The 24,922-nt window shown below is 66.8% G+C and carries 19 protein-coding genes; 5 read left to right on the top strand and 14 right to left on the bottom strand.

The window, feature by feature from the left end:
- The first annotated feature begins 57 nt into the window (after positions 1–57).
- The 3 genes from hemC to EDF58_RS18820 are packed head-to-tail and all read left to right on the top strand — an operon-like array spanning position 58 to position 2,687.
- Positions 58–1,002 (top strand): hydroxymethylbilane synthase, encoded by a 945-nt coding sequence (gene hemC, locus EDF58_RS18830; RefSeq protein WP_132268346.1) that lies wholly within the window; start codon positions 58–60, stop codon positions 1,000–1,002.
- 7 nt (positions 1,003–1,009) lie between these two features.
- Positions 1,010–1,717: a uroporphyrinogen-III synthase gene (locus EDF58_RS18825; RefSeq protein ID WP_132268344.1), complete on the top strand. Its 708-nt coding sequence runs from the start codon at positions 1,010–1,012 to the stop codon at positions 1,715–1,717.
- Positions 1,718–1,736: 19 nt separating this feature from the next.
- Positions 1,737–2,687, top strand: a complete 951-nt coding sequence (locus EDF58_RS18820) for a hypothetical protein (protein ID WP_132268343.1) — start codon at positions 1,737–1,739, stop codon at positions 2,685–2,687.
- A 183-nt stretch (positions 2,688–2,870) separates the two neighbouring features.
- On the opposite strand, the gene EDF58_RS18815 is transcribed toward EDF58_RS18820, so the two are convergent.
- Positions 2,871–4,115: an FAD-dependent monooxygenase gene (locus EDF58_RS18815; RefSeq protein ID WP_132268341.1), complete on the bottom strand. Its 1,245-nt coding sequence runs from the start codon at positions 4,113–4,115 to the stop codon at positions 2,871–2,873.
- The gene (locus tag EDF58_RS18810; RefSeq protein WP_132268339.1) at positions 4,112–5,803 is read right to left on the bottom strand and encodes an alkaline phosphatase family protein; all 1,692 of its coding nucleotides are present in this window, start codon (positions 5,801–5,803) and stop codon (positions 4,112–4,114) included. The genes EDF58_RS18815 and EDF58_RS18810 overlap by 4 nt, the downstream gene beginning before the upstream one ends.
- Positions 5,804–5,900: 97 nt before the next feature.
- Between EDF58_RS18810 and EDF58_RS18805 the strand changes: the two genes are divergently transcribed.
- Positions 5,901–7,991, top strand: coding sequence for a protein-disulfide reductase DsbD domain-containing protein (locus EDF58_RS18805; protein WP_132268337.1), 2,091 nt, complete (start codon positions 5,901–5,903; stop codon positions 7,989–7,991).
- Positions 7,992–8,012: 21 nt separating this feature from the next.
- On the opposite strand, the gene EDF58_RS25940 is transcribed toward EDF58_RS18805, so the two are convergent.
- The 11 genes from EDF58_RS25940 to EDF58_RS18755 all read right to left on the bottom strand — a co-directional run bounded on the left by EDF58_RS25940 (position 8,013) and on the right by EDF58_RS18755 (position 22,582).
- Positions 8,013–8,168, bottom strand: a complete 156-nt coding sequence (locus EDF58_RS25940) for a hypothetical protein (RefSeq protein ID WP_165921479.1) — start codon at positions 8,166–8,168, stop codon at positions 8,013–8,015.
- Positions 8,169–8,297: 129 nt separating this feature from the next.
- Positions 8,298–10,397, bottom strand: a complete 2,100-nt coding sequence (locus EDF58_RS18800) for a discoidin domain-containing protein (protein WP_132268335.1) — start codon at positions 10,395–10,397, stop codon at positions 8,298–8,300.
- Between the two features lie 153 nt (positions 10,398–10,550).
- Positions 10,551–13,154 carry a TonB-dependent receptor gene (locus EDF58_RS18795; RefSeq protein WP_132268333.1) on the bottom strand — a complete coding sequence of 868 codons (2,604 nt, stop codon included), beginning with the start codon at positions 13,152–13,154 and terminating at the stop codon, positions 10,551–10,553.
- A gap of 194 nt (positions 13,155–13,348) precedes the next feature.
- Positions 13,349–14,779, bottom strand: a complete 1,431-nt coding sequence (locus EDF58_RS18790) for a glycoside hydrolase family 43 protein (protein WP_132268331.1) — start codon at positions 14,777–14,779, stop codon at positions 13,349–13,351.
- Between the two features lie 102 nt (positions 14,780–14,881).
- Positions 14,882–15,907 carry an arabinan endo-1,5-alpha-L-arabinosidase gene (locus EDF58_RS18785; protein ID WP_243654365.1) on the bottom strand — a complete coding sequence of 342 codons (1,026 nt, stop codon included), beginning with the start codon at positions 15,905–15,907 and terminating at the stop codon, positions 14,882–14,884.
- A gap of 20 nt (positions 15,908–15,927) precedes the next feature.
- Entirely contained in the window at positions 15,928–16,560 is a 633-nt protein-coding gene (locus tag EDF58_RS18780) for a 2-dehydro-3-deoxy-6-phosphogalactonate aldolase (RefSeq protein WP_132268327.1), read from the bottom strand.
- The gene (locus EDF58_RS18775; RefSeq protein WP_132268325.1) at positions 16,557–17,468 is read right to left on the bottom strand and encodes a 2-dehydro-3-deoxygalactonokinase; all 912 of its coding nucleotides are present in this window, start codon (positions 17,466–17,468) and stop codon (positions 16,557–16,559) included. Before EDF58_RS18775 ends, EDF58_RS18780 begins: the two co-directional genes overlap by 4 nt.
- A complete protein-coding gene (locus EDF58_RS18770) occupies positions 17,465–19,030 on the bottom strand; it encodes an alpha-L-arabinofuranosidase C-terminal domain-containing protein (RefSeq protein ID WP_132268323.1) in 1,566 nt (521 codons plus the stop codon). Before EDF58_RS18770 ends, EDF58_RS18775 begins: the two co-directional genes overlap by 4 nt.
- A gap of 23 nt (positions 19,031–19,053) precedes the next feature.
- Positions 19,054–19,980 carry a Gfo/Idh/MocA family oxidoreductase gene (locus EDF58_RS18765; RefSeq protein ID WP_132268321.1) on the bottom strand — a complete coding sequence of 309 codons (927 nt, stop codon included), beginning with the start codon at positions 19,978–19,980 and terminating at the stop codon, positions 19,054–19,056.
- 3 nt (positions 19,981–19,983) lie between these two features.
- On the bottom strand, positions 19,984–20,988 hold the full coding sequence (gene araD1 / locus EDF58_RS18760) for an AraD1 family protein (protein ID WP_132268320.1): 1,005 nt from the start codon (positions 20,986–20,988) through the stop codon (positions 19,984–19,986).
- Positions 20,989–21,052: 64 nt separating this feature from the next.
- Positions 21,053–22,582, bottom strand: a complete 1,530-nt coding sequence (locus EDF58_RS18755; RefSeq protein ID WP_132268318.1) for an aldehyde dehydrogenase (NADP(+)) — start codon at positions 22,580–22,582, stop codon at positions 21,053–21,055.
- A 130-nt stretch (positions 22,583–22,712) separates the two neighbouring features.
- Here EDF58_RS18755 and EDF58_RS18750 point away from each other — a divergent pair, with 130 nt between their 5' ends.
- Complete coding sequence (locus EDF58_RS18750) at positions 22,713–23,453, top strand: FadR/GntR family transcriptional regulator (protein WP_132268316.1); 741 nt, start codon at positions 22,713–22,715, stop codon at positions 23,451–23,453.
- Positions 23,454–23,568: 115 nt separating this feature from the next.
- Here EDF58_RS18750 and EDF58_RS18745 read toward each other — a convergent pair whose 3' ends face one another.
- The gene (locus EDF58_RS18745) at positions 23,569–24,885 is read right to left on the bottom strand and encodes a sugar MFS transporter (protein WP_132268314.1); all 1,317 of its coding nucleotides are present in this window, start codon (positions 24,883–24,885) and stop codon (positions 23,569–23,571) included.
- Positions 24,886–24,922 lie beyond the last annotated feature (37 nt).

The following is a 24,922-nucleotide window of genomic DNA, read 5'->3' as shown; positions in this document are numbered from 1 at the left end:
AACTTTCCCTGAACGACCCTTCCACTGGACGACATTGACGGGTAGCACAACCCGCCGATGACGACGCAAACAGACACGCAAAAACATGGCTTCCGCCTCGGTACCCGTCGGTCGCCGCTGGCGATGGCTCAGGCTGAGGAAGCGCGCGACCGGTTGGCCGCGGCACACGGAATCGATCCTGCGCATATAGAGATCGTTGCCGTCACCGCCAGCGGGGATCGCATCCAGGACCGCGCTTTGGCGGAAATAGGCGGCAAGGCCCTGTGGACGAAGGAGCTGGACGCCTGGCTCGCCGCCGGAGAGATCGATTTCGCGGTCCATTCGGCCAAGGATGTCGAGACGATTCGCCCCGCAGCCTTCACCATCGGCGCCATCCTCCCGCGGGAGGATGTACGCGACGTGCTGGTGGGCGCCGAGAGCATCCGCGCGCTGCCGCAAGGCGCGGTGGTGGGTACGAGCGCGCCGCGCCGCGCCGCCCAGCTGCTCCACGCCCGGCCCGACTGCACGGTGGTGACGTTCCGCGGCAATGTCGCCACCCGGCTGGCCAAGCTGGCGGCGGGAGAGGCCGATGCCACCTTCCTGGCCGCCGCCGGGCTCAAGCGCCTGGGCGAAACCGGCACCGGCCATCCCCTTGACGAGGAAGACTGGCTCCCTGCCCCCGCGCAGGCCGCGATCATGATCGAATGCCGCGCAGACGATGCGCGCACGCTCGGCTTTCTTGCGGCCGTCGACCACGGCGAGAGCCGCGCCTCCGTCCTGGCCGAACGCGCCTTGCTGGCCGGTCTCGGTGGCAATTGCCACAGCCCCATCGCCGTGCTCACCCGGCTTGACGGCGATGGGCTGGCGATGCGGGCGGCGCTCTACAGCCCCGACGGCGCGGAACGGGTGGAGGGTGCGGCCCGCTTTGCCATGGACGACCCCGAAGGCCCCGCACGCCTGGCGGCAGACCTGCTGGCCCGCGCGGTTCCCGCCATCGCCGTCCACTTCGCCGGACCGGCCTGACTCCCTCATGAGCGCCCCGCGCCTGCCCGTCATCGTCATCCGCCCCGAGCCGGGCGGGGCGGCGACGGTCGCGGCGGCAGCCCGGCAGGGTCTGGATGCCCGCGGATTTCCGCTGTTCGAGATCGTCCCGCTGACGTGGCATCCGGTCCCGCGCGAAGAGGTCGATGCGATACTGATCGGCAGCGCCAATGCCATGCGGCAGGCCGGACCGGCGCTGGCGGACTATCGCGGCCTGCCCGCCTATGCCGTGGGCGAAACGACGGCCGCAGCCGCGCGGCAGGCCGGATTGGACGTGGTGCGGGTCGCGCGCGGCGGATTGCAGTCGGTCATGGCGCAGCTGGATCCCGGTCACCGCAGGTTGCTGCGCCTGGCCGGGCGCGAGCGGGTGGACATCGCGCTTCCCGCGCCCTGCACCATGGCCACGCGCGAGGTCTACGCCAGCGAGGCACTGTCCATGCCCGCCGAACTGGCCCGCCTGCTGCAGGACCCGGCGCTCGTCCTGCTGCATTCGGGCGAAGCCGCCGCGCATTTCGCCTCCGAATGCCGCCGGCTTTCACTCCCGCGGACGCGGATCGCGCTTGCCATCATAGGTCCGCGCCTCATCGCGCGGACCGGCGAGGGCTGGGCTGCCGTGCGCTGCGCCGCCGCCGCCAATGACGCCGCGCTGCTGGCCTTGGCCGAAGAGATGTGCCAAGGCTTCCCCTCGGGATCGTAAACTGACAGAACCACACTTGATGCAGGACTTCACCTCGCCGCAGCCTTCTCCAATCTCGCGTCCGCGTTCGCGCGGGGGCCTGTTCTTCGTGGCATTCATCGCCTTCCTGCTGGGCGGGGCGCTCGTCGTCTGGGCCGCGCAGGACGGGCTGCTGGACAAGATCCTGCCGCAGCGCGCCGCAGACCCGGCCGCGCCGCAGCCCGAGACGCAGCCGACGGCAGCCCCGGTGCCTGCCCTGCCGGCCGCCACCGCGCCCGCTTCGCCTGAGCAGCTTTCTTCGCTCAGCTCGGTGGAAGGCCGCCTTGCGCTGATCGAGGACCGCATTTCGCGGATCGATTTCCAGACCGACGCCGCTTCCGGCAATGCCGCCCGCGCCGAAGGGCTGCTGATCGCTTTCGCCGCGCGCCGCATGGTCGATCGCGGGGAACCGCTCAGCTACGTGGCTGACCAGCTCCGCCTGCGCTTCACCAATGCCCAGCCCCGCGCCGTACAGACGGTGATCGAGTTTTCGAAGAATCCGGTCACCATCGATGAGCTTTCCGCTCGCCTCGAAGCGCTCTCGCCCGAATTGAGCGAAAGCCAGAGCGACGAAAGCCTGTGGCAGAAGGCCCGCCGCGAACTGTCCAGCCTCTTCGTGGTGCGCCGCGAATCCTCGACCCTGCTGACGCCCACGGCCCGCATCGACCGAGCCCGCCTGATGCTCTCGGCCCGCCGCATCGCCAATGCCATCAGCGAAGTCGAGCGCCTGCCCAATGCCCAGGCCGCGCAGACCTGGACCGCCGACGCCCGCCGCTATCAGGACGTGCAGGACGCGCTCAACCTGCTGGAAACCACCGCCATGCTCGAACCGCGCCGCCTCACCGACGCGGAAGGCCAGGCCGTCGACCAGCCCAGCCCGCTGGCGACGCCGGGCGTTCTGCCCACCGACCTGCCCTCGGCAGATGCCTCGGAAGCGGTTCCTTCGGAATAAGGTCTGGATGCGAGGGCGAAAGCTCTCGTGCATCCGGCGCCGGCAAGACCCGCACGGCAAGGACGGCTAACGCCTCTGCACGCCCGTCATCCCGAACCTGTTTCAGGATGACGTGGTTTTTTCGGCCTCGAACCTCTCGCTGCACCCTTCGTCCAAGCGACAGTGCAAGCGGAGGTCCGCTTTCTATGCCTGCAGAAGCTCGGGCAGCTTGCCCGACATGCCCCGCGCCTCGTCCATGAAGAAGCGCTTGAGGCTGGGCAGGCGTTGTACCGCGCCCATGCCGAGACGGCGCGCGGCGCTGGGCAGGCGGCCGGGAATGCCGAACAGGCGGGTCAGCCCATCGGTGACCGACATGACCATGAAGGTATCGAGGCTGCGCCACTTCTCATAGCGCGCCAGCAGCTGGGCGTCGCCCGGCTCCAACCCGAGGCGCATGCCCTCGGTGAGCACTTCCACCAGGGCGCCCACATCGCGCAGGCCGAGGTTGAGGCCCTGCCCGGCGATCGGGTGCATGCCGTGGGCCGCGTCGCCGATCACCGCAAGCCGCTCGTCGATGACGTGACCGGCGTGATGGAAACGCAAGGGATAGCTCATGCGCGGCGCGGACAAGGTGATCTTGCCGAGCACGCCGTGCATGCGGCTTTCCACTTCGTTGAGGAACATGGCATCGGGCATCGCGATGATCCCCGCGGCATCCTTCTCCGCGACCGTCCAGACGAGCGCGCTGCGGTGACGGCCCTGGTCGTCGTCAAGTAGCGGCAGCAGGGCGAAAGGCCCGGCCGGATAGAAGATTTCCCAGGCCGTGTTGGCGTGGGACTTTTCGTGGAACAGCCCGGTCACCATGGCGCGGTGCTTGTAGTCCCACTTGGCAAGGGCGAAGCGGGCCTCGTCGCGGGTGGGCGACTGGCGGCCCTCGGCGGCGACCAGCAGGCTGGACTTCAGCACGCGGCCGTCTGACAGTTCCACTTCCACCCCGTGCGGGCCGCGATCCCGGCGTACCGCTTCGGTGCGGACGTGCCAGGCGATGTTCTTTTCCTCGCGCGCGGCGGCGAAGAGGGCGAGGCGCAAGTCGCGGTTGGCGAACATGCGGCCCAGCGAGCCTTCCTCGGGCTTGGGCGTGAAGTCGATCCGGCCAGGCTTCATCGAATCGGTGACCGCGATCGAATCGATCGGGCAGCCGAGATTCTTCAGCGCGGGCGCTAGGCCGATATTCGTGAAGAGGTTCCAGCTCGCCGTCGAGATGGCCGAGGCGCGGCCATCCGCGCCCTCGGCGGTCAGGTCGGCCGGGTCAGCCCGGTCGATGACGTGGCTGGTGATACCCGCCCGGGCCGCGGCAAGCGCCAGCGTCATGCCGACGAGGCCGCCGCCCAGGATGATCAGGTCGCGGTATTCCGCCTTTTGGTCTTGCGTCGCTGCAGAGTCGTTCATCGACGGCAGCTATCGGCCTCTCCGGCGTCGATGTCGAGACACCTTCCGTCCCAAGTGCCGGCGGGCGCGGTCAGACCCACGGTTGCGGCCAGGGTCGGCGCGATGTCCACGGTCTCGACCGGGGTGGGCTGTTCGAAGCCGACCATGCCCTTGCGCCAGAACAGCATCGGCACCCGGCGGTCGTAATCCCAGGGGCTGCCGTGCGAGGCGACCTTGAAGGGCGCGGGCTTGCCCGGCACCACGCCGCGCACGGTCAGCATCTGCACTTCGCCCGAGCGGCCGGGCACGAAGGAGGCGCGGACTTTCTGCTCCATGGTCCAGTCCTGCGGGTTACCCTTGGGCTCGGGCCACTGCATGATCTGGTCCTGCGTGTAGACCGCGGCGATCTGCGGGTTGGTCTTCAGGCGTGCGACGAGCGCGGCCATGACCTTCTGCTTCTGATCGGGCGTCAGTTCGGCCGAGAACCAGACGCTGCCCGCCTCGCCCGCACCGTAGAACAGCGGTCCGTTCTTCACGGTAATGCCGGTTTCCTGCGAAACGGCAGCGGCCAGTTCCTTTGCCGAGAGCGCCGGATCGATGCGGGCGGCATCGGGATTGCCGCGCAGCTTCTGCCGCTCGGGCGCATCGAAGCCGCCATGGTCGGCGCTGAGCACGACTTCGTAGTCGATCCCGCGCGCGTCGAGGGCGTCGAACAGGGTGGCCAGCGCTTCGTCCAGCACGTTCATCTGGATGCACATTTCCACGCCCTCGGTACCGAAGGCATGGCCGACCTTGTCAGTGGCCGAGAAGCTGACCGACAGCACGTCGGGCACGGCATCCTTGCCCATGCCCAGTTCGTCGACCATCCGAACGGCCATTTCGGCAGTGGCGGTATCGATGCGCGGGCCGTTGGAATAGGCATTGAAGTCGCCCGCGGCCAGCGGGAAGCGATAGGTGCCGATGGTGAAGTCCTTGATCGGCGTCGCGCGGTCTACATTGCCGCACCAGCCCGGCACCGGCAGAGCGCCGTCACCTGCGGCAACGCGCCTGGCCATGACCGCGTTCTCGGCTTCGACAGCCTTGGTGATCTTGCGATTCTCGAACGTGGTGAAACCCTTGGGGCCGATCCAGTAGACGGCATCGGTATCATGCCCGCTCATCATCACGGCGGCACGGTCCTTGGCGGAAACGGCGGCGTTGATGGTCTTCGGGTTGCGCTTCTTCATGAGGTCGCCCAGCGTCGGCGCCTTGAGGTGCGCGGCGCTGACCACCGGCTTGTCCGGCGTCGATTTCGGGTTGGTCTCGTCCTCGACGCAGTAGACTTCCTTCTCGGCGCGGCCGATGCCCGGCATGAACCAGGAATTCGCAGTGATGCCCGTGCGCGAGGGGTGCACGCCGGTCAGCAGTGTGGAGTGGCCGGGGCAGGTCTCGGTGGCGGCATGCGACTGGAAGCCCGAGGCGAAGACAGCGCCTTGCAGCAGCCGGGTGAAGCCCTTGGTGAAGTGCTCGCGGTACTGGGCGAAGAGGTCTGCCGAGAACTGGTCCACCGAAACCGCGACGATCAGCTTCGGCTGCCCCTGCGGCGAGACGGCCGAAGTGGCGGCGGCAGGCGCGGGAGCGGCCGGTGCTTCCTGCGCCGTGGCGGGGGCCGAAACGGCCAGAGCCGCGATCAGGGCCAGCGGGGCAAGCGACGAGGAGAGCAGGCGCATCGGGGGTCTTCCTTGAAATGTCGGCACAATCGGCGCAGATGCAGCGATGTCTGGAATGCGCGAATGACGCAAGCGCCGCCCAACGCACGGGAGTTTCATGGAAAAGCGCCGCTATAGCCTGTTTGTGGCACTCATGTGTCAGATGCTGGCGCTCGTACTCATGCCGCTCGCCGCGCGGGCCGCTGCACCGCACATCGCCGCCGAACTGGTGGCGGGTCCTGCCGCCGCGCCCGGCGGCGAAACGACCATCGCCATTCACATGACGCCCGAGAAAGGTTGGCACGGCTACTGGTCCAACCCGGGCGACGCGGGGCTGGGCATGCAGCTCGACTGGACATTGCCGGACGGCGCCCGGACGGGCGCGCCGCGCTATCCGGTGCCGCAGACGCTGGTGGTCTCCGGCCTGATGAACCATGTCTATGAAAGCGACTATGCGGTCCTGGTGCCGTTCACGGTGCCGGCCGGGGCAGCGCCGGGAAGCCGGATTCCCGTGCATGTGCGCGCGCAGTGGCTGGCCTGCACCGAGCAGATCTGCGTGCCCGAACAAGCCGATCTCGCCGTGGAAGTGCCGGTTGCGACAGGCCCTTCCGCCCCGGCCGACCCGCGCTTCGCCGAATGGCAGCGCCGCCTTCCCGCGCCGCTCGATGCTGCCGGAACCTTCAGCCTCGATGACCGCGCGGTGCGCCTGGCCATTCCGCTGCCCGCCGCGACTCCGCTGGAAGGGCCGCATGTCTTCGTGGGCGAGGACAAGCTGATCGATTATGCCGGCGCGCAGCAATTCGCCTGGAAGGGCGACATGCTGATCGTCACCCTGCCCCGCGCCAAGCTCGACGCGCGCGGAACGGACCGGCTGACCGGGGTGCTGCGCCTCAATGCAGCCGGCGACGGCATCGCCTTCTCCGCCGCCCCGGGCACGGTTCCTGTCGGCGGCGTGCCGCTGGCCAGCGACGACGCGGCACCTGAGCTGCCGTCCCTGCCGCTGCTGCTGCTGGCCGCGCTGGCGGGCGGGCTGCTGCTGAACGTCATGCCCTGCGTCTTCCCGATTCTCAGCCTGAAGGCGCTCAGCCTTGCCCGTGCCGGCGAGAGCGAACAGCATGCCCGGATCGAAGGGCTTGCCTATGCCGCGGGCGTCATCCTTGCCTGCCTGGGTCTCGGCGCCGTGCTGCTGGCCTTGCGCGCAGGGGGCGAACAGGTCGGCTGGGCCTTCCAGCTGCAGGAGCCGCTGGTCGTCGTCGGCCTGCTGTTTCTCTCCGCCGTCATCACGGCCAATCTGCTGGGCCTGTTCGAGTTCACCGTGCCCGGCTTCGCCTCGGGCGGCCCGTCTTCCAGCGGTTCCTCCTCCGGCTCCGCGCGCCCCGGCCATTTCAGGGGCGCTTTCGCGACCGGACTTCTGGCAGCCTTCGTCGCGACGCCCTGCACCGGCCCCTTCATGGCCAGCGCCATGGGCGCAGCGCTGCTGCTGCCGGTGCTGCCCGCGATGACCCTGTTCGCCGCGCTCGGCCTCGGCATCGCCCTGCCCTTCCTGGCGGTCGCCTTCATTCCGGCGCTGCGCAGGCGCATGCCCAGGCCGGGCCGCTGGATGGTGACATTCCGCTACTGGATGGCGCTGCCCATGGGCCTGACCGCCTTGGCGCTGGCCTGGCTGACATGGAAAGTCGGCGGAACCGGCTTTGCTCTGGCCGCACTGGCCGGCCTGCTCTTCGTCCTGGCGGCGCTCTTCGTTGCCGGCCGGGCGCAGCACCGCGGCAAGTCCGCCAGGGCCGCCGCCCTGATCGCCGCGGCCCTCGCGGTGCTGGCTCTCGTCGTGCTGCCGCGCCCTGCCCCGCCCGCGGCGACGTCGGACTCGCTGCTCGCAGCCAAGCCCTTCAGCGAAAAAGCCCTTGCCGAAGCACGCGCCGCCGGCAAACCGGTGTTCGTGTGGATGACCGCCGACTGGTGCCTCACCTGCAAGGTCAACGAGCAGGTCGCCATCGAGCGTGAAGACACCCGCGCCGCATTCGAGAAAGCGGGCGTGGTGGTGCTGCGCGGTGACTGGACCCGGCGCGATCCGGAGATCACGCGCTACCTGACGGCGCAAGGCGCAGCCGGGGTTCCGCTTTACGTCTGGTATGCGGGCGGCGCCGGAAAGGCCGAGCAACTGCCGCAAGTGCTCACGCCCGAACTCCTGGCGGGCAAGGCCGGAGCCTGATTACCGGCACGGGAACGGCCTTCAGCCGGTCTCGTGCTTGAACAGGCCCATGAACAGCACCGCGCAGGCAATGTGCGCGGCGGCGATCCCGGCGAGCCAGCCCGGCATCATCAGGGAAAAGTCGACGAAGCACGAAGCGGCGGCGACGAACGAAGCGAAGGGATAGCCGTGAGACATGCCCCAAAGGGACGCTCCGACGGTTAATTCCGGCTTGCGCAGGGCAGTTTCTTCCGGGTTAACGAAAGAAATTTCCGGCGGGCTTTCCGGGACTTGCCGTCCTCGCCGGAAACCCCGCCGGAAACGAAATCAGCGCGCGAAAGCCTTGAGTTCCGCAAGCCGGATCGCTTTCCCGCCCGCCGGCGTCATGGCCACGCGAATCCGCTCTGCCGTCACGGGCGTCCAGCTCAGCCGCGTCACGCCGTTCGCCAGCGGCGCGGCAGAGGGCGCCGCCACGATCTGCCAGCGCCCATCGCGCCACGCTTCGATCCGGACCTTGCGCGGCGCCGCGAACTTTCCGCCGTCCGCAAAGAACGCCAGTTCGGTGGCACCCAGCGTGACCGACTTGCCGAAGTCCACGGCATACCACTGCTCGCTCGCGCCGGCGGCGGAATCCCAGCCATTGGGCAGTTCGGGATAGAACCAGGCGCGGCCGTCGATGCCGTCGTGGAGCTTCTCCGCCTCGGTTCCGGAAGACGCGCTGGCCTTGGGGAAGTTGCCCCGCACAAGCTGCACCGCCAGGTTCGTCTCACGCAGGACCGGCGCGTTGGCCTTGCGCGCGAGCGGCACCTCGATCCGGCCGAGGTCGCCGCGATGCGCGACTTCGGCGCCGTCCACGGCGATAGTCAGCCCCTTGCGGCCATAACGCCTGCCATCCGCGTCCCAGGTCACCGAGACCTCGTGCCCGTGATAGGGCACGCGCTCGATGTGGAACCAGCCCAGCGCCTGGGCGTCGTTCGCCGCCGGAAGGAGCGGGTTCACTTCCAGCACGTCGTCCGCGCGCGGACGGATGCCGACCAGGCCGGTCATCACCAGATCGAGATAGCCGGAATGGAAGTAATGATGGCTGCGGTCCAGCCCGACGATCGGCTTGCCGGTCTCGGGGTGATAGTCCTCTTCGAGGTCGAGACGCGCGCTCCGGCCCTCTCCCTGATAGTGCATCTGCGTATATTGGCGCAGCAGGCGCATGTAATCGCTGCGCGTCACCGGGCCATGCTCGTCGTAGTGATCGAGGAGGTTGGCCATGCCGGTCAGCACTTGCGTCGTCTGGTAGGGCCAGATCGGGCCGTTCCACTGGCACTCGGGCGCGGTGCCGAGATAGCGGTACTGCCGCATGTAGTATTCGTAATTCTGTTCGACGGTCCGCATCCCGGCCTTGCCCCCCAGGGACGCGGGATCGAGCAGATGCGCCCAGGCCTGGGAATACTTCGCATCGTCCGGCACCAGATCGAACATCCAGGGCAGATAGCCCACCAGCTCGCGATTGCGGATCTGGTCCCAGTACTTCACATGCTCGTTATCGACCTGATAGCGATCGACGAAGTGGCCCAGCTTCGGGCTCCACAAGTCTGCCAGCACGCGCGTGCGCAGGGCCTGGGCGCGGTCGGCATATTCCCTGGCCATGGCCGTGTCGCCCGCCATTTCCGCCATGCGCGACAAGGCGCGGGCATTGGCGAACATGTAACTGTTGACCGAGGGCCGGAAGGAATCGCCGCCCCGGAAGCCGTCCTTGCCGCCCGAGGCGTCGATCGAGGAGACGGTGTACTCGGTGGCATCGAGCAGCGGCTCGACGAAATAGAGGCCTTTGGTAAAGTCGAACTTCTCGTCCCACAGGCGGTAGATGTGGCGCATCGTCTTGAGGTGGGCCAACACCGCCGCGCGGTCACCGTCGACGAGATAGCGGCCCCAGACCGAGTCCGCCATGTGGTCGGTAAAGTGGCGGTCGTTGCCGCCTTCGTACATGAAATTGACGTAGTCGTCGGTGAACCGGCGGTCGTTCAGCCAGCGTCCCTCGGCGATGTGGAAGCCGCTGGCATCGTTGAGGCTGGCATAGGGCTCGCGCTGCCAATCCACGTCATCGGCAAATTCGGTGGTGACGTAGCCCTGCGCGCCCAGGTCGCGCTGGTGGGCCCGGAACAGGCCCCAGCGATAGTAATAGACAGCGTCGATCTTGGGATCGGCGCTTTCGAAGAAGGGAATGCGCTGCTCGTACCAGGCGGCATCGTTGCCGAAGCGGGCCTTGGCGATGGCGGCGGCGTCGAGCTTCGGGGAAGCCGCCGGAGCAACGGAAGCGCCGAGACGGGAATTACCGGCAGCAGCAGAAGCCTGGGAAGATGCGGCGGGCGGCGGGCTGGCCCCGCACGCAAGAAATGCCGCGGTGGCGAGGATCGTCCGGAAGTTTCCGCGCATCGTTACCCCTTCATGGTCTGGCGAGCGTCAGCAGGTGCCGAAAATAATAATGCGGCCGTCCTCCGGGCCTGGTTGGGAGAGGAGCCCGGAGGAACGGCCGCCCATGGCGGACCGCGACGCGGAATGGCGTGCGCCGCGGCCTGCCTTGTCAGGTTAGAACTTGAAGCGCGCACCCACTTCGAAAGTGCGGTCGTAAGTACGCGTGTCGCGCGGGGTGCTGGTGTAAACGCCCGTGAGCGAGTTCAGACCCTTGAAGCGATCCTGGTAGGTACGGTCGGTGATGTTGGTCGCATCGAAGGTGACCGTCAGGGCCGGCGTGACATCGTAGCTCATCGAGAAGTCGAGCTGGCCGGTCGGGTCGGCGACGATGGTGCTCGCCTGGGTGCCGCCCGAGTTGTAGCTGTCGACGAAGCTCGAACGCCAGTTGTAGGCCAGGCGCGCCGAGACGCCGTACTTCTCGTAGATCGCCACGAGGTTGTACGAATACTTCGACACGTTGACGAGGCGCTGCGTGCCGCCGTTGATCGGATCGTCGTTCTTGCCTTCGATGTAGGTGCCGTTGATCTGCGCACCCAAGCCACCGAGCGGCCCCGGCAGGAAGTCGAAGAACTGCTGGTAGGCCAGTTCGATGCCCTTGAGCGTACCTTCCACGCCGCGCGGACGGGTAACCAGCCAGTCCTGGCCCTGGTAGAGTTCAGGAGCCGAGTAGGTCTGAATGTAATTGTCGAACTTGCGGTAGAATGCCGCTGCCGTAACCGACGCATTGTTGCTGATGTAGTATTCCAGCGTCGCGTCATAGGCGTCCGACTTGATCGGCGCGAGGTTGGGGTTACCGCCGCTGCCCGTGCCGGCATAGCCCTGGTTGCCGGTCGTGCCGCTGGGAACGTACGTCACGAGCGGATTGAGATCGCCGAAGTTCGGACGCGTGATGGTCTTGCCTGCTGCCAGGCGCAGCTTCAGGTTATCGGCCAGACCGAAGCGGATGTTGATGCTCGGCAGGACGTTCAGGTAGTTCTGCTTGCTGTCGACGCCATTACCGGCAAGGTTCTGCACGGTGTTGACCACGCGGGCGCCGACCACGCCGTCAACCGGCATCGAACCGATGTCGAAACGATAGGCAGCCTGACCGTAGAAGGCGTAGGTCTTTTCAACGTCGAAGAACGCGAGTTCGGGCGTGTAGGGACGATCGCCGGCCGGCTGACCGAACCAGCTACGCACGGTGTCGCTGTTGTTCAGCAGATAGTCGCCGTTGGCATCGAGGAACGAGCCGATGCCAGCCTTGCCCTTGACGAGACCGCTGGGCGAGAGATCCCAGAAATCTTCGGGAAGCGTGCTGACGAGCACCGGGTTCGTGGCGGCAAGGCCGACCGAAGCGGTTGCCTGCGAGCTGACGTGGCGGTTGGTGTAGCGAGCGCCGACCTTGATCGCCGACAGGAAACCGTCGTCGAAGCGGTGCTCGAGATCCGCGCGCCAGGCCCACTGCTTGCTGATTGCGACGCTGTGGTTGTCGAACAGCGTGCGCAGCGTGAAGTTGGCGGGATCGGTAAGGTCGACGCCCTGGATGTCGATGTTCGGCGTACCGCCGACGTCGAACTGGTAGACGGCCGTCGGCGCGTTGAACGACGTGTCGACGATCATGTTGCGATTCTTGATCTTGCTGCGGTTGTACGTCAGCTCGGTCGTGATCGTCGTGAAGTCGTCGGCATCGAACTTGAGGCCACCGTTGATCTGGTAGGTGGTGGTCTTGTCCTTGTACGCCTGGTTGCTGGTGATCGTGTAGGCGTCATTGACCGTCACGCCATCGGCCAGCGCCGGGTAGTCAGGATTGGGGGTGACGGAGGTGACGTTGCCGGCCTTCGGCAGACCGACGAAGAAGTCGGTGTCGTAGCGGTTCTTGTACTGGGTGTAGAGACCGTCGACATAGACTTCGAGGTTCGGCGCGGGACGCCACTGGAACGAACCGTTGTACGCCATGCGCTTGCGGTCGCCATTGGTGTAGAGGCCGCCCACGGTGTCGGGCACGCCAACCATGTTGCCGGTGGCGGGATCGGCGATCGGGTTCGAGACGAAGTCGAACGCGGTGTTGTCCTCGAAGCGGCGACGATTGTACGAGGCCGAAAGCATCAGGCCCATTTCGCCGATCGGGGTATCCCAACGATCGCTGACGAGCGCGCTACCGAGGTAGCCCCACTTGTCGGACTGGTCGGAATAGACCGCACGGCCGCCGCCAGCAATCTCCAGGCCGTTGAAGTCGAACGGACGGCGCAGACGCACGTCGATGACGCCGGCAACGCCGCCTTCGACGAGATCGGGGGTGCTGGTCTTGTAAACGTCGACACCGGCAAGCAGTTCGGCCGGGATGTCCTGCAGCGAAACGCCGCGGTTGACGCCAGTGAAGGCTTCGCGGCCGTTAAGCAGCGTGGCGGTGTTCGGCAGACCGCGAATGAGCACGGTGCCGGCTTCGCCCGCGCCGCGGGTCACCTGAACGCCGGTCACGCGCTGAAGCGCGTCGGACACGGTGTTGTCGGGCAGCTTGCCGATATCCTGAGCGACGATCGAGTCGACGATCTGGATCGAGTTTTCCTTGATGCGCTGCGCACTCGCCAGCGACGCGCGAACGCCGGTGACGATGATCTCTTCGGTCTGCGCAGGCTGATCGTCGGATTGGGCGGCAACCGTGTCCTGGGCCTGTGCGACGGTGGCAAGGCTCAGTGCGAAGACGGATGCGGTGCAGAATGCGAATGGCTTGAGTGCCATGGATCAACCCTCCCATGGGGGCTGGCCCATACCATGCCCCTTCAAATTACTCGGACTAATTATTAGTCTGACTAATGCGTTGCAAGCGGAAATGCGGGAGGGCCGTCAAAAAGCTCGGAGAGGTGTGGCAGAATGGTCGCAGACCCGCCCGGAACCTGCTGTTTCCGGGCGGGATTGTGTGTTTTCTTGTCTGATTAACCGGCAATCCAGCTCGTTGCCGGGTCTTTCTTGTCGGTCAGCTTCACGGTGTCGCCGGCGAAGGCGAGCGCTTTTGACGAATCGGACTTGGACACGAAGCGAACGGTGCCCTTCGCTTCGCCCGCCTCGCGCAGGAACAGGTCCGCGCTGCCGAGCGGGGCCAGGGTAACGGTGCCGTCCTGGCCGGCCTTGAAGCCGTGGTCGCGCAGGAGGATGGGCGAGAGCTGGACGGCGCCGTCGGCACCGGCAATCTCGCGGAACTGGGTCTGCGGCAGCGGCGCATTGGCGGCGAGGGCCAGCTTCGTTCCGTCATGGCTGAGCATCACGTCGCGGCGCACCGCTGGCGTGAAGCGTTCGGGCAGAGCGCCGTTGCCGACCGGGACGCCGAAGTCCGGCGCGCCCTTGGCATCGTAGTAGATACGCTGGACGCGGGTGTGGCGATCGGGGTTGAGCAGCGGGTCGCCCTCGATCTTCTCGTAGTCGCGGCCGTGGTAGACGAGGATGTCGTTGCCGTGCTCGTCCACCGTGAAGCTGTTGTGGCCGGGGCCGTAGACCGAGGTTTCCACGTTGGTCGCGAAGACCGGCTTCTGCGACTTGGTCCAAGCCTTGGGGTCCATGAGGTTCGCGTTCTCGTCGATCGTCAGCATGCCGAGGCAATAGACGGCGCCGGTGCCGCTGGCCGAGTAGGTCATGAACAGGCGGCCGTTCTTGACCAGCACCGCCGGGGCCTCTGCCACCTTGTAGGCGCGGGTTTCCCAGTCGAGCGTCGGCACGGTGAGGCGCACGGGCTCGGCCGAGAGGGTCAGCGCGTCCTTCATCGGCGCGAGGTAGAGGTTCGAATTGGTGTCGATGCCCTCTTCGCGCTGGGCCCATGCGAAGTAGCGCTGGCCCTTGTGCACGAAGCTGGTGGAATCGAGGTTGAAGCTGTCCCACGGCATCTTGAATTCGCCCAGGACCGACCACTTGCCGGTCATCGGGTCGGCACCGTCACAGACGATGGCGTAAGTGCGGATGCGGAACACGTCCTCGCCGCCGCCGCTGGGGCCGGCCGCGAAGTACATCACCCACTTGCCGTCGACGAGGTGCAGTTCGGGCGCCCAGAGGAAGCCAGACATCGGGCCGGTCTTTTCATGGCGCCAGAGCACGCGCTCCTCGGCAGTGGCGAGGCCCGCCAGCGTCTTCGAGCGGCGCAGGATCAGGCGGTCGTACTCGGGGACCGAGCCGGTGAGGTAGTAGTTGCCGTCCTCGTGGCGGAAGACCTGCGAATCCGCGCGGTTCTTCACCAGCGGGTTGATCGGGCCCTTGAGCGGATCGGTCACGGCCGTCTTGTCGTCACCGCCGATGGCGCTGTCGCCAGCCTTGGAACAGGCGATGGGCAGAAGGGCGGCGCTGGCCGCGAAGGTGCGGCGCGAAAGGGAAAAGTTCATGTCATCCTCTCCGAGATTCTTGATTCGTGGCGCCGGTCAGATTGTCCGGCGATAGGAAAAAAGGGCACCCCGGTCGGGGGACCGGGGTGCCGTCAGGTGGGTTCAGTATTGGGCGACGGGCCAGCCGTCCGCATCCCAGCGGAGCGGCGCGATGCGCAAGGTGGGAGCCCCGTTCGCCTGCTTGTCGTAGGCGTGGTATACGACGTAAGTGGTGCCGTCCTTGTCAGTGAAGGCGCCGGCATGGCCGGGGCCGCGGAAGCGCTGCTGTTCTTCCAGGTCGGCGCGCAGGAAGATGGTGCCGCGGCCTTCCATCATCGAACTGCCGTCCTTGCCGAGGTAAGGCCCGGTGATCTTCTTCGAGCGGCCGACCACGGTGTAATAGGTGCTGTTCACGCCCTTGCAGCAGTAATCGTAGCTGGCGAGCAGGTAGTAGAAGCCGCCGTGCGGGATGATGAACGGCGCTTCCACCGGCGCCGGGCCGCCTGCCGGGGCAAGGCGGCGGGCGATCGAATAAGGCTCGGTGCCGGAAGCGACCTTGCCGGTCTTCGGATCGAGCGGGAAGAGCTTCAGCCCGGTCCAGAAGCTACCCAGCGAGAGCCACTGACGGCCCTGCGCATCCTCGACGAAGTTGGGGTCGATGGCGTTGAAGTCGTCCTCATGCGTGGACATGACGACGAGGCCCTGGTCCTTCCAGCCGTAGCCCTTGGCCTTGGGGTCGAGCGTCTTGCTCGTGGCGAGGCCGATGGCGGAGCGGTTGGAACCGAAGGTCGAGACCGAATAGTAGAGCCGGTATTCGCCGTTCACATAGGAGATGTCCGGCGCCCAGATGCCTTCGGTGCCGGGGATCGCCTGCTTCGCCCAGGCCGGGATCTCGGCGAAGACCGAACCGGCGTCCTTCCAGGTCTTGAGATCCTTCGAGGTCTTGATGCCGACGTAGCGGCCCACGGTGCTGAAGACGTAGTAAGTATCGCCTTCCCGGATGATGACCGGATCGTGCACCGTGAGGTCGCCGGTAAGCTGGGAATTGAGCGTGCCCGCTCCCTTCTCGCCGACCTGCACTTGCGCATCGGCCGCACCGGAGGCGGCCAGCACGGCAAGACTGGCGGCAGCGAGGAATTTCCTGAACACGTTAACTCTCCAAATCTGTCTTATGCTGCGCAGGCGTTCCATGCGGCGACGATCTCGGCGGCCTTGGCCCCGACGGTCGCGGCATCGAAGCCGGGCTTGTAGAGGCTGCCGCCCACGCCGATGCCGAACACGCCGGCCGCGCGGTATTCCGCGACATTGGCAGCGCCCACGCCGCCCACGGCCCAGACGCGGCTGGTCTTGGGCAGTACTTCGCGGATCGCCTTGATGTAGCCGCTGCCCAGCACCGAGCCGGGGAACAGCTTGAGATCGCTGGCGCCGGCCGCGACAGCGGCGAAAGCCTCGGTCGGGGTCAGGAAGCCGGGGAGCACGTCCATGCCGAGTTCGATCGCGCGCTTGATGACGGCGGGATCGACATTGGGCGAAACCATGAAAGTGCCGCCGACGCCCGCGAGCGTCTCGGCCAGATCGGTGCCGATCACGGTGCCGCCGCCGATCGCGGCGCGGTCTCCCAGAGCCTCGGCCATGGCGCCGATCGAACCGGCCGGGTCGGGCGAGTTGAACGGCACTTCGATGATGCGCACGCCGGCTTCGACCAGCGCGGTGCCGATCTCGACCGCTTCGTGAGTCTGGATGCCGCGCAGGATCGCGACGACCGGGGCAGCGCCTTCTGCCAGAACCTGTTCGATCTTCATGCTCTCAATTCCTTTGCGATACGCAGGCCGGCGAGAACCGCCGCGTCGCCGTCGATGCGGCGGGCGGTGCAGCCGATCCCTTCCAGCGCACGGTCATAGAGCGCCGACAGCGCCGGGTCGCCTATCAAGATCACCGAAGTGCCCGGCTGCACACGCGCTGCAACTTCGCCGCCGATCAGCAGGCCGGAAATGTACCCGCGCGACCAGTCTTTCGAGCGGCCGTCGAGCATCCTCGCGCCGCGTGCTTCGAACAGCGCGCCGGTCAGCGGCTCTCCGCAGCGTTCCAGACCGCGCGCGAAGCCTTCGTCGACAGTGCCCTCGCCCGGAGTATCCGGCCCGGTCAGCGTCGACTTGCCCGCCAGCAGGGCGAACAGCTCTCCGGTGGGGTGCGTGCGGAAGCCGGTGATCGTGCCGTCCTTGACCGTGACCCATTTGCAGTGGGTGCCCGGCAGCGCGATCAGGTGCTCGCCCTCGGCCAGTTCCGGGTGAAGCGCGAGGGCGCCGAAGACTTGCGCTTCCTCGCCCCGCATGACTTCCGGCACGCCATCCGCATGGCAGCTCAGCCCGGGCAGCACCGAAACCGGAACGCCTGCCACCTCAAGCTCCGTGCGCGAGGACAGCCACTTGGCGGCGTCCGCCGGGCAGGCCGCATAGCCTGCCGCGACGAGCGCGCCGGGTGCCCCGGCCATGCCGCAAAGCACGACTTCGGCCAGCACGGCACCAGACTGCACGACACCGGACTGCTCATTGGCAGCCTTCCAGAGTTCCAGCCTCTCGGCCAGCGCCTCTTGCGCATTGCCTTCGAGCGCGCCCGGCCCATCGAGCCGGGCAACTACGTCCTCGCCGTCAAGGCGGAACAGCCGCAGGCGGGTCGTACCCCAATCGCCGAGGACGTAGTTCACGCTCATTGCAGTTCGAGCACCACGACCGACTTGGCCGGCAGGGTGACGACAAGGTTGCCGCCCTGCACGGTCGCGCCGGAGAAGGCCTCGGGCTTGACGGCATTCGGGGTGTCGAAGGTGTTGTGCGAGTTGATCGCCGGTGCCGTCAGGATACGGCCGGTGACCGCCGAGGCGCTCACACCGTCGAGCTTGATCGTCACCGTGTTCGACTGGTTCGGATCGAGGTTCGACAGGCCGACATGGATCTTGCCGTCCTTCGCCTTCACGGCCGAACCGCTGACGGCCGGCATCGAGAACTCGTCCTTGTGATACCAGGGCGACTTGATCTGGATCGGCAGCACGGTGGCGTCCTGCCACGGCTTGTACATCTCGAAGACGTGGTAGGTGGGCGTGAGCACCATCTTGTTGCCGTCAGTGAAGATCATCGCCTGGAGCACGTTCACCATCTGGGCGATGGCGGTCATGCGCACGCGGTCGGCATGCTTGGCGAAGATATCCAGATGGACGGAGGCGATCAGCGCGTCACGCAGGGTGTTCTGCTGGCGCAGGAAGCCCGGATGCGTGCCCGGATCCTGGGCGTACCACGAACCCCATTCGTCCACGGCCAGGAAGACCCGCTTTTCGGGGTCGTACTTGTCCATGATCGCCGAGTGCTTGGTGATCAGCTCGTCCATGTGGCGCGCGCCGTTCAGCGCATCGGCCCAGCCATGCTCGTCGAAGTCGACGGCAGGCGCACGCGGCGGCCAGCCACCGGCCGGGTGGACGTAGTAGTGCAGCGAAACGCCGTCGAGCTGCGGGGCCGCGACGCGCATCATCGTCTCGGTCCAGTTGTAGTCGTCGACATTGGCGCCGGCGGCAACCTTGAGGATCTTGGTGCCGGCCGGGGCCTTCACGAAAGTGGCGTAGCGACGGGTCTCGTCGGCCGCGAATTCGGGCCGCATGTTGCCGCCGCAGCCCCAAAGTTCATTGCCGACGCCGAAGTAGGCGACCTTCCAGGGTTCCTTGTGGCCGTTCCTGGCGCGTTCGTCCGCCAGCGAACCTGCGGGAGAGGTCATGTATTCGACCCACTCGGCCATTTCGCGCGGGGTGCCGTCACCGACGTTGCCGGCGATGTAGGCCTCTGCGCCGACCTGGCGGATCAGTTCGAAGAACTCGTGCGTGCCCACGGTGTTGGGTTCGGTCACGCCGCCCCAATGGGTGTTGATCTTGACCGGGCGCTTGTTCTGCGGGCCGATGCCTTCACGCCAGTTGTATTCGTCGGCGAAGCAGCCGCCGGGCCAGCGGATCACCGGGACCGAAAGGTCCTTGAGCGCGCTGACGACGTCGTTGCGGAAGCCGTTGGTGTTGGGAATCTTGCTGTTCTTGCCGACCCACAGGCCGCCGTAGATCCCGTTGCCAAGGTGCTCGGCGAACTGGGTGAAGACTTCCTTGTGATAGACCGGGCCGGGCTTGGCGGCGTCGATCGTCGCGGTGGTGGCCTGTCCGTCGGTATCGGCGTGAGCCGTGCCTGCGAGCGCGGTGGCGCTCAGCAGGACGGCAGCAGTGGTAAGGCGAAGCGCCTTCAGCATTGTCAGTCCCCTCCCTGGGAAATTCAGTCGTGGAATTCTTCGACGATATCGCGCTTGCCGCGCAGGAAAGCGTCGGCGACGAGGCGCAGCGGCGCGATGTCCACATCGCTGCGACCGCCGCGGATCAGGTTCGCGAAGCGCGAATAGAGACCCGGATATTCGAGGTCTTCATTGTGCTCGGTGCCGCTGGGCAGCGTGAGCACGGCACCGCCGTGCGAGAGCTTCAGCGTTCCCGCATCGGTCTCGACGATGATGTCCCAGGACTGCGGGCCGGTCTGGCGCCAGTCCAGGTCCATGTGGATCTCGGCCCCGGCCGTGTCGCGGAACTCGATGTCGGCGGCGATCGGCGCGGCGCGGTTGGCGGGCAGGCTGAGTGTCGCTTCCTTCAGGAAGAACGGACGCGGCAGGATGTGCGTGGCGATCGAAAGGGCATTGATGCCCGGATCGAACACGCCGAGGCCGCCCGGCTCCCAGATCCAGGCCTGGCCCGGATGCCAGACGCGCACGTCCTCGCGCCAGATGATCTTTGCGCTCAGAATCTTGCGCTCGGCCAGCCAGGCCCGAGCCGGGGCGACGCCCGCGGCGTAGCGGGAGTGCCACGATGCGAAGAGCGTCACGCCCACCTTGTCGGCGCGGCTTTCCAGCGCGGCGACTTCGGCCAGGGTCGCGCCCGGCGGCTTTTCGAGGAAGACGTGCATGCCCTTGGCCAGCGCCTGCGCGGCCAGGTCGTAGCGGACCTGCGGCGGGGTGCAGAGCGCCACGGCGTCGATCGCCGGGCCGTTCTCGATCAGGTCGTCGAGGCTGGAGAAGTGCGGGATGCCTTCAGGACCGCGATGGTGCGGGCTGACGGTGGCGCCGAGGCTGAAGTTCGGGTTGCCCTCAATCGCGGGGATGTGCTGGTCCCGCGCGATCTTGCCCACGCCGACGATGGCGATGCGGATCGGATCCATGGCTCAGAGCGCCTTCACGGTCGTGGTCGCTTCGGCCGAAGCGGCGGCGCGGGCGAGCGGGTTCGAAACCGGCAGGGTGAAGGGCGCGGCGTCGATCTCGAACACATCGCCTTCCTGCGTGGTCACGCCGTCCGCGAACGACAGGGTAGCGGTGCCGAAGAAGTGGACGTGCACGTCGCCGGCGCGGCGGAACAGGTCGTACTTGAAGTGGTGGTGCTCAAGGTTCGCAAACGTGTGCGACATGTTGCCTTCGCCCGAGAGGAAGGGCTTTTCCCAGATCGTTTCGCCGCCGCGCACGATCTTGCTGGTGCCTTCGATCTTCTCCGGCGGGGTGCCGAGCAGCAGTTCCGGGCCGAGGGCGGCCTGGCGCAGCTTCGAGTGGGCGAGCCACAGGTAGTTGTGACGCTCGGTGACGTGGTCCGAGAACTCGTTGGCAAGCGCGAGGCCGAGGCGGTAGACATTGCCGTCTTCACCGACCAGGTAGATGCCGGCCAGTTCGGGCTCTTCGCCGCCGTCCTTGGCGAAAGCAGGCATGGTCAGCGCTTCGCCGGGGCCGACGAGCAGCTGGCCGTCGCCCTTGTAGAACCATTCCGGCTGCTGGCCTTCGGTGCCGGCGGCGGGCTTGCCGCCTTCGAGGCCTTCCAGGAACATGCGCATGGAATCGGTGACGTGCTCACCCGAGGCTGCAGCCTGGTGCATCTTGTTGCGGCCTTCGGCCGAACCGAGGTGCGTCAGGCCCGTGCCGGTCATCAGCAGGTGGGCGGAATCGTCGTGGTCGATCGGGGTGAGCAGGTTGCCCGCCGCGAATTCGGCCTTGATGTCGACCGCTTCGCCCTGTCCGGCAGCCTTGGCGGCGTCGGCCAGCGTCACGCCTTCGGCGATGGCGCGCGACGCGAGTTCGCGCGTGGTGGTGACGCCCTGAAGGAAGTGGGCGGCATCGCCCTCGGCCAGGATGACGGAGCGCACGCCGTCGGGCGCGCGATGCTGGAGCAGGCGAAGGTAGGTCATGGAGGTCTCTCCCAGGTCCGCAGCGCGCCTTCTTGAGGGGGCGCGCTGCGGGGATTGAGTGGGGTTAGTTGAGGGTAAGCGTGCCGTCGATCAGGCGGGGCGCGCCGTCACCGAAGGCTGCGTCGCGCAGTTCGGCCGGAAGCACGTCCTGAGCGAGGTTCTGGTAGCTGACCGGACGCAGGAAGCGGTCGATCGCCATGCTGCCGACCGACGTGGTGCGCGGGTCGGAGGTCGAGGGGAACGGGCCGCCGTGCACCATCGCGTGGCACACTTCGACGCCGGTGGGCCAGCCGTTGGCGAGGATGCGGCCGACCTTGCGCTCCAGCACGGGCAGCAGGCGCGAAGCAGCGGCTTCGTCGGCGGCGTCCATGTGCAGGGTGGCGGTCAGCTGGCCTTCCAGGCCTTCGAGCAGGCTGGCGAGTTCGGCTTCGTCCTTGCAGCGCACGACGATCGACGCGGCGCCGAACACTTCGTGGCCGATCGCCTTGTCGGCGAGGAACTGCTCGGCCGTGGTCTGGAACAGGATCGCACCGCCGGTGGTCTTGCTGCCTTCTTCGCCCTTGGCGATGGTCTCGACGCCGGCATTGCCTTCAAGCGCTTCGACGCCCTTGGCATAAGCGGCGGCGATGCCGGTGGTCAGCATGGTCTGCGGCTTGGCTTCCGACACACCGCCGGTGGCGGCGGCAACGAAAGCGTCCAGGCCTTCACCGTCCACGGCCAGGATCAGGCCGGGGTTGGTGCAGAACTGGCCGGCGCCCATCGTCAGCGAACCGACGAAAGCGGTGCCGAGAGCTTCGCCACGGGCCTTGAGCGCTTCGGGAAGCAGCAGGACCGGGTTGATGCTCGACATTTCGGCATAGACCGGGATCGGCACTTCGCGGGCCTGGGCCAGCTTGGCGAGGGCGAGACCGCCACCGCGCGAACCGGTGAAGCCGACCGCCATGATGCGCGGATCCTGCACGAGCGCGGCGCCGAGTTCGTTCGACGGGCCGACCAGGTGCTGGAACACGCCTTCGGGAAGACCGGCGTCCTTGACGGCCTTGGTGATCGCGGCGGCAATCAGCCCGCCGGTGATCGGGTGGGCCGGGTGGCCCTTGACCACGACCGGGCAACCGGCGGCCAGCGCCGAAGCGGTGTCACCACCGGCGGTCGAGAAGGCGAGCGGGAAGTTCGAGGCGCCGAACACGGCGACCGGGCCGACCGGGATCATGCGCAGGCGCAGGTCGGGGCGGGGCAGAGGAGCGCGGTCCGGCAGGGCCGGATCGATGCGCAGCTGCTGCCACTGGCCCTTGCGGACGACATCGGCGAACATGCGCAGCTGGCCCATGGTACGGCCACGCTCACCTTCGCCGCGGCCGCGCGGCAGGCCGCTCTCGGCAACATAGGCGTCGATCAGCGAATCGCCGATGGCCAGGATCTCGTCTGCGATTCGCTCAAGGAACGCAGCGCGGGTTTCACGGTCGGTGGCACGGTAGGTATCGAATGCGGCAGCCGCTGCGGCGCAGGCGGCGGCGACATCGGCAGGGCCGTTCACGGCCAGCGGTTCGCCCTGGGGCTCGCCGGTTTCGGCCACGATGGAACGGAATTCGGTCATTTGGGATCTCCCTATTTACTCCGACATATTCCCAGCGCATCAGAAACGCAATGTTTGTCGTTCCTTCGCGTGAGAAGGACTGTTAGGTTCCATCGGAGAGGTGCCAATAACAGTGTCAGAAGCCAATTTCGTGAACGATGAAGAAAGTGCAAGGCCGGCCGACGAAGCCCGTGGTCCGGGCCGCCGCCTGCACGGCGCTATCGCCCATAAACTGGGAACGGCCATCTTGTCCGGCAAATATGCACCGGGAGACATACTTTCTGGTGAAGTCGCCTTTGCCGAGGAACTCCAGGTCTCGCGCAGCGCCTATCGGGAAGCCATCCAGGTCCTGAGTGCGAAGGGCCTGGTCGCCAGCCGCCCCAAGGCGGGAACGCGGGTTCTTCCTCGCGATCGCTGGAACCTGCTCGATCCCGAAGTGCTGGGCTGGGCCTTTGCCGGAGAGCCGGACATCGAATTCGTGCGCAGCCTGTTCGAACTGCGCGCCATCGTCGAGCCAGCCGCCGCGCGCCTGGCCGCGCAACGCCGGGAGAAGCACGATCTCAAGGCGATGAAGGACGCGCTGACGGCAATGCGTCGGCATACGCTCACCACCGAGGCCGGCCGCGCGGCGGACCGCGATTTCCACAATGCGATTCTCCAGGCGACGCGCAATGACGCCTTGCTGGTGCTCAGCGCCTCGATCGGCGCGGCAGTGAACTGGACCACCCAGTTCAAGCAGCGCGCCCGTGCCCTGCCCCGCAACCCGATCCCCGACCATGTCCGCGTCTACGACGCCATCGCCGCAGGCGATGCCGCAGCGGCGGCCGAGGCGATGAACGTGCTGGTGGACCTGGCGCTGGAGGATACCCGCAGCGCGATGGAGAAAAAATAAGGAAAGCCGTCGCCCCGGACTTGATCCGGGACGACGGCTTTCCTTACCGCTCCAAAAGAAAAAGGCCCCGGCGATTGCTCGCCGGGGCCTTTTTCATTGATGCTGAATCGTCCGGTTACTCGGCGGGTTCCGGCACGAGGTCCGGCTCCGCGTTGGTCACCTTGCTGCCCCACAGCGCGTAGAACAGCACGTAGAGTTCACAAACAGCCGTCAGGATGAAGGAGTTCTGGAGGCCGAAGTTGTCGGCCAGCCAGCCCTGCACGATCACCAGCGCACCGCCGGCGATCGCCATGACGAGCAGGCCCGAGCCTTCTTCGGTCAGCGGGCCGAGGCCCTTGATGCCGAGCGTGAAGATGGTCGGGAACATGATCGAGTGGAACAGGCCGACGAGGATCAGCGACCACATGGCGACGGGGCCATGCGCGAAGATCGTCACGACCATCACCGCGAAGGCGCCAACCGAGAAGAACGCCAGGACCTTGCCCGCATCGAAGCGCTGCATGATCGCGGAACCGGCGAAGCGGCCGACCATCATGCCGCCCCAGAGGAAGGTCAGGTACTTGCCTGCCTGCTCATGCGTCAGGTTGGCGATGTCCGGCTGGCTGACGAAGTTCACGAAGAGGTTCGCCACGCCGATCTCGGCGATCAGGTAGATGAAGATCGCGGGAATGCCGAACACGAGGTTGCGGTGGTTCCACAAGGACAAGTGCTTGCGCTGGTCCTTGGCAAGGCGCGAGTTCGCCGAACCCATCGAGGGCAGCGGGAACTTGGCGATCACCACGGCCAGGATCACCAGCACCACCGCGACGAGCGCGTAAGGCAAGATCACCGAGTGCGCGTCCGCCAGGCGTTCGGCATCGGTCAGCACGGTACCGGCGGCAGAAGTGCCGCTCTTGGAACGGCCGAGGATCAGGTAGGCGCCGAAGAGCGGGGCCAGCATGGTACCGGCCGAGTTGAGCGCCTGCACCAGGTTGAGGCGCGAGGACGCGGTCTCGGGCTTGCCGACGACAGCGACATAGGGGTTGGCCGCAACCTGCAGCAGGGTGATGCCGCTGGCGATGACGAAGAGCATGACCAGCGTCACGCCGTAGGACGGGATGCTGGCGGCCAGCATCATGCCCAGCGCGCCGGCCGCCATGATCAGCAGGCCGACGACGAGCGACTTCTGGTAGCCGACGCGCTCGATCAGCTTGGCCGAGGGGATCGAAGCCACGAAATAGGCGATGAACCACACCGATTCGATCAGTGTCGTCTGGGTGTAGCTAAGATCGAACACACTGCGCAGATGCGGCAGCAGCGTGTTGTTGATGACGGTGATGAAGCCCCACATGAAAAACAGGCTGGCAAGCAGCGTCAGCGCAGGGCCGTAGCGGACGCCCGCTGGCTGCGCGTGAAGCACTGGGGCATCTCCAGATGAAACCACTGGGGGCATGACTATCCTCTCTTTACCAGAGAACCGCGCCGTGCCC

Source organism: Novosphingobium sp. PhB57 (assembly GCF_004342985.1).
Classification (GTDB): Bacteria; Pseudomonadota; Alphaproteobacteria; order Sphingomonadales; family Sphingomonadaceae; genus Novosphingobium.
Note: the sequence above shows the minus strand (reverse complement) of the source record. Positions and strands in the feature narration are given on the sequence as shown.

Coding starts and splice junctions, on each gene's coding strand:
- EDF58_RS18755 (WP_132268318.1), bottom strand. CDS start 22,582: ATGACCGAATTCCGTTCCATCGTGGCCGAAACCGGCGAGCCCCAGGGC.
- hemC (WP_132268346.1), top strand. CDS start 58: ATGACGACGCAAACAGACACGCAAAAACATGGCTTCCGCCTCGGTACC.
- EDF58_RS18805 (WP_132268337.1), top strand. CDS start 5,901: ATGGAAAAGCGCCGCTATAGCCTGTTTGTGGCACTCATGTGTCAGATG.
- araD1 (WP_132268320.1), bottom strand. CDS start 20,988: ATGACCTACCTTCGCCTGCTCCAGCATCGCGCGCCCGACGGCGTGCGC.
- EDF58_RS18780 (WP_132268327.1), bottom strand. CDS start 16,560: ATGAAGATCGAACAGGTTCTGGCAGAAGGCGCTGCCCCGGTCGTCGCG.
- EDF58_RS18770 (WP_132268323.1), bottom strand. CDS start 19,030: ATGCTGAAGGCGCTTCGCCTTACCACTGCTGCCGTCCTGCTGAGCGCC.
- EDF58_RS18790 (WP_132268331.1), bottom strand. CDS start 14,779: ATGAACTTTTCCCTTTCGCGCCGCACCTTCGCGGCCAGCGCCGCCCTT.
- EDF58_RS18815 (WP_132268341.1), bottom strand. CDS start 4,115: ATGAACGACTCTGCAGCGACGCAAGACCAAAAGGCGGAATACCGCGAC.
- EDF58_RS18800 (WP_132268335.1), bottom strand. CDS start 10,397: ATGCGCGGAAACTTCCGGACGATCCTCGCCACCGCGGCATTTCTTGCG.
- EDF58_RS18820 (WP_132268343.1), top strand. CDS start 1,737: ATGCAGGACTTCACCTCGCCGCAGCCTTCTCCAATCTCGCGTCCGCGT.
- EDF58_RS18775 (WP_132268325.1), bottom strand. CDS start 17,468: ATGAGCGTGAACTACGTCCTCGGCGATTGGGGTACGACCCGCCTGCGG.
- EDF58_RS18765 (WP_132268321.1), bottom strand. CDS start 19,980: ATGGATCCGATCCGCATCGCCATCGTCGGCGTGGGCAAGATCGCGCGG.
- EDF58_RS18810 (WP_132268339.1), bottom strand. CDS start 5,803: ATGCGCCTGCTCTCCTCGTCGCTTGCCCCGCTGGCCCTGATCGCGGCT.
- EDF58_RS25940 (WP_165921479.1), bottom strand. CDS start 8,168: ATGTCTCACGGCTATCCCTTCGCTTCGTTCGTCGCCGCCGCTTCGTGC.
- EDF58_RS18825 (WP_132268344.1), top strand. CDS start 1,010: ATGAGCGCCCCGCGCCTGCCCGTCATCGTCATCCGCCCCGAGCCGGGC.
- EDF58_RS18745 (WP_132268314.1), bottom strand. CDS start 24,885: ATGCCCCCAGTGGTTTCATCTGGAGATGCCCCAGTGCTTCACGCGCAG.
- EDF58_RS18795 (WP_132268333.1), bottom strand. CDS start 13,154: ATGGCACTCAAGCCATTCGCATTCTGCACCGCATCCGTCTTCGCACTG.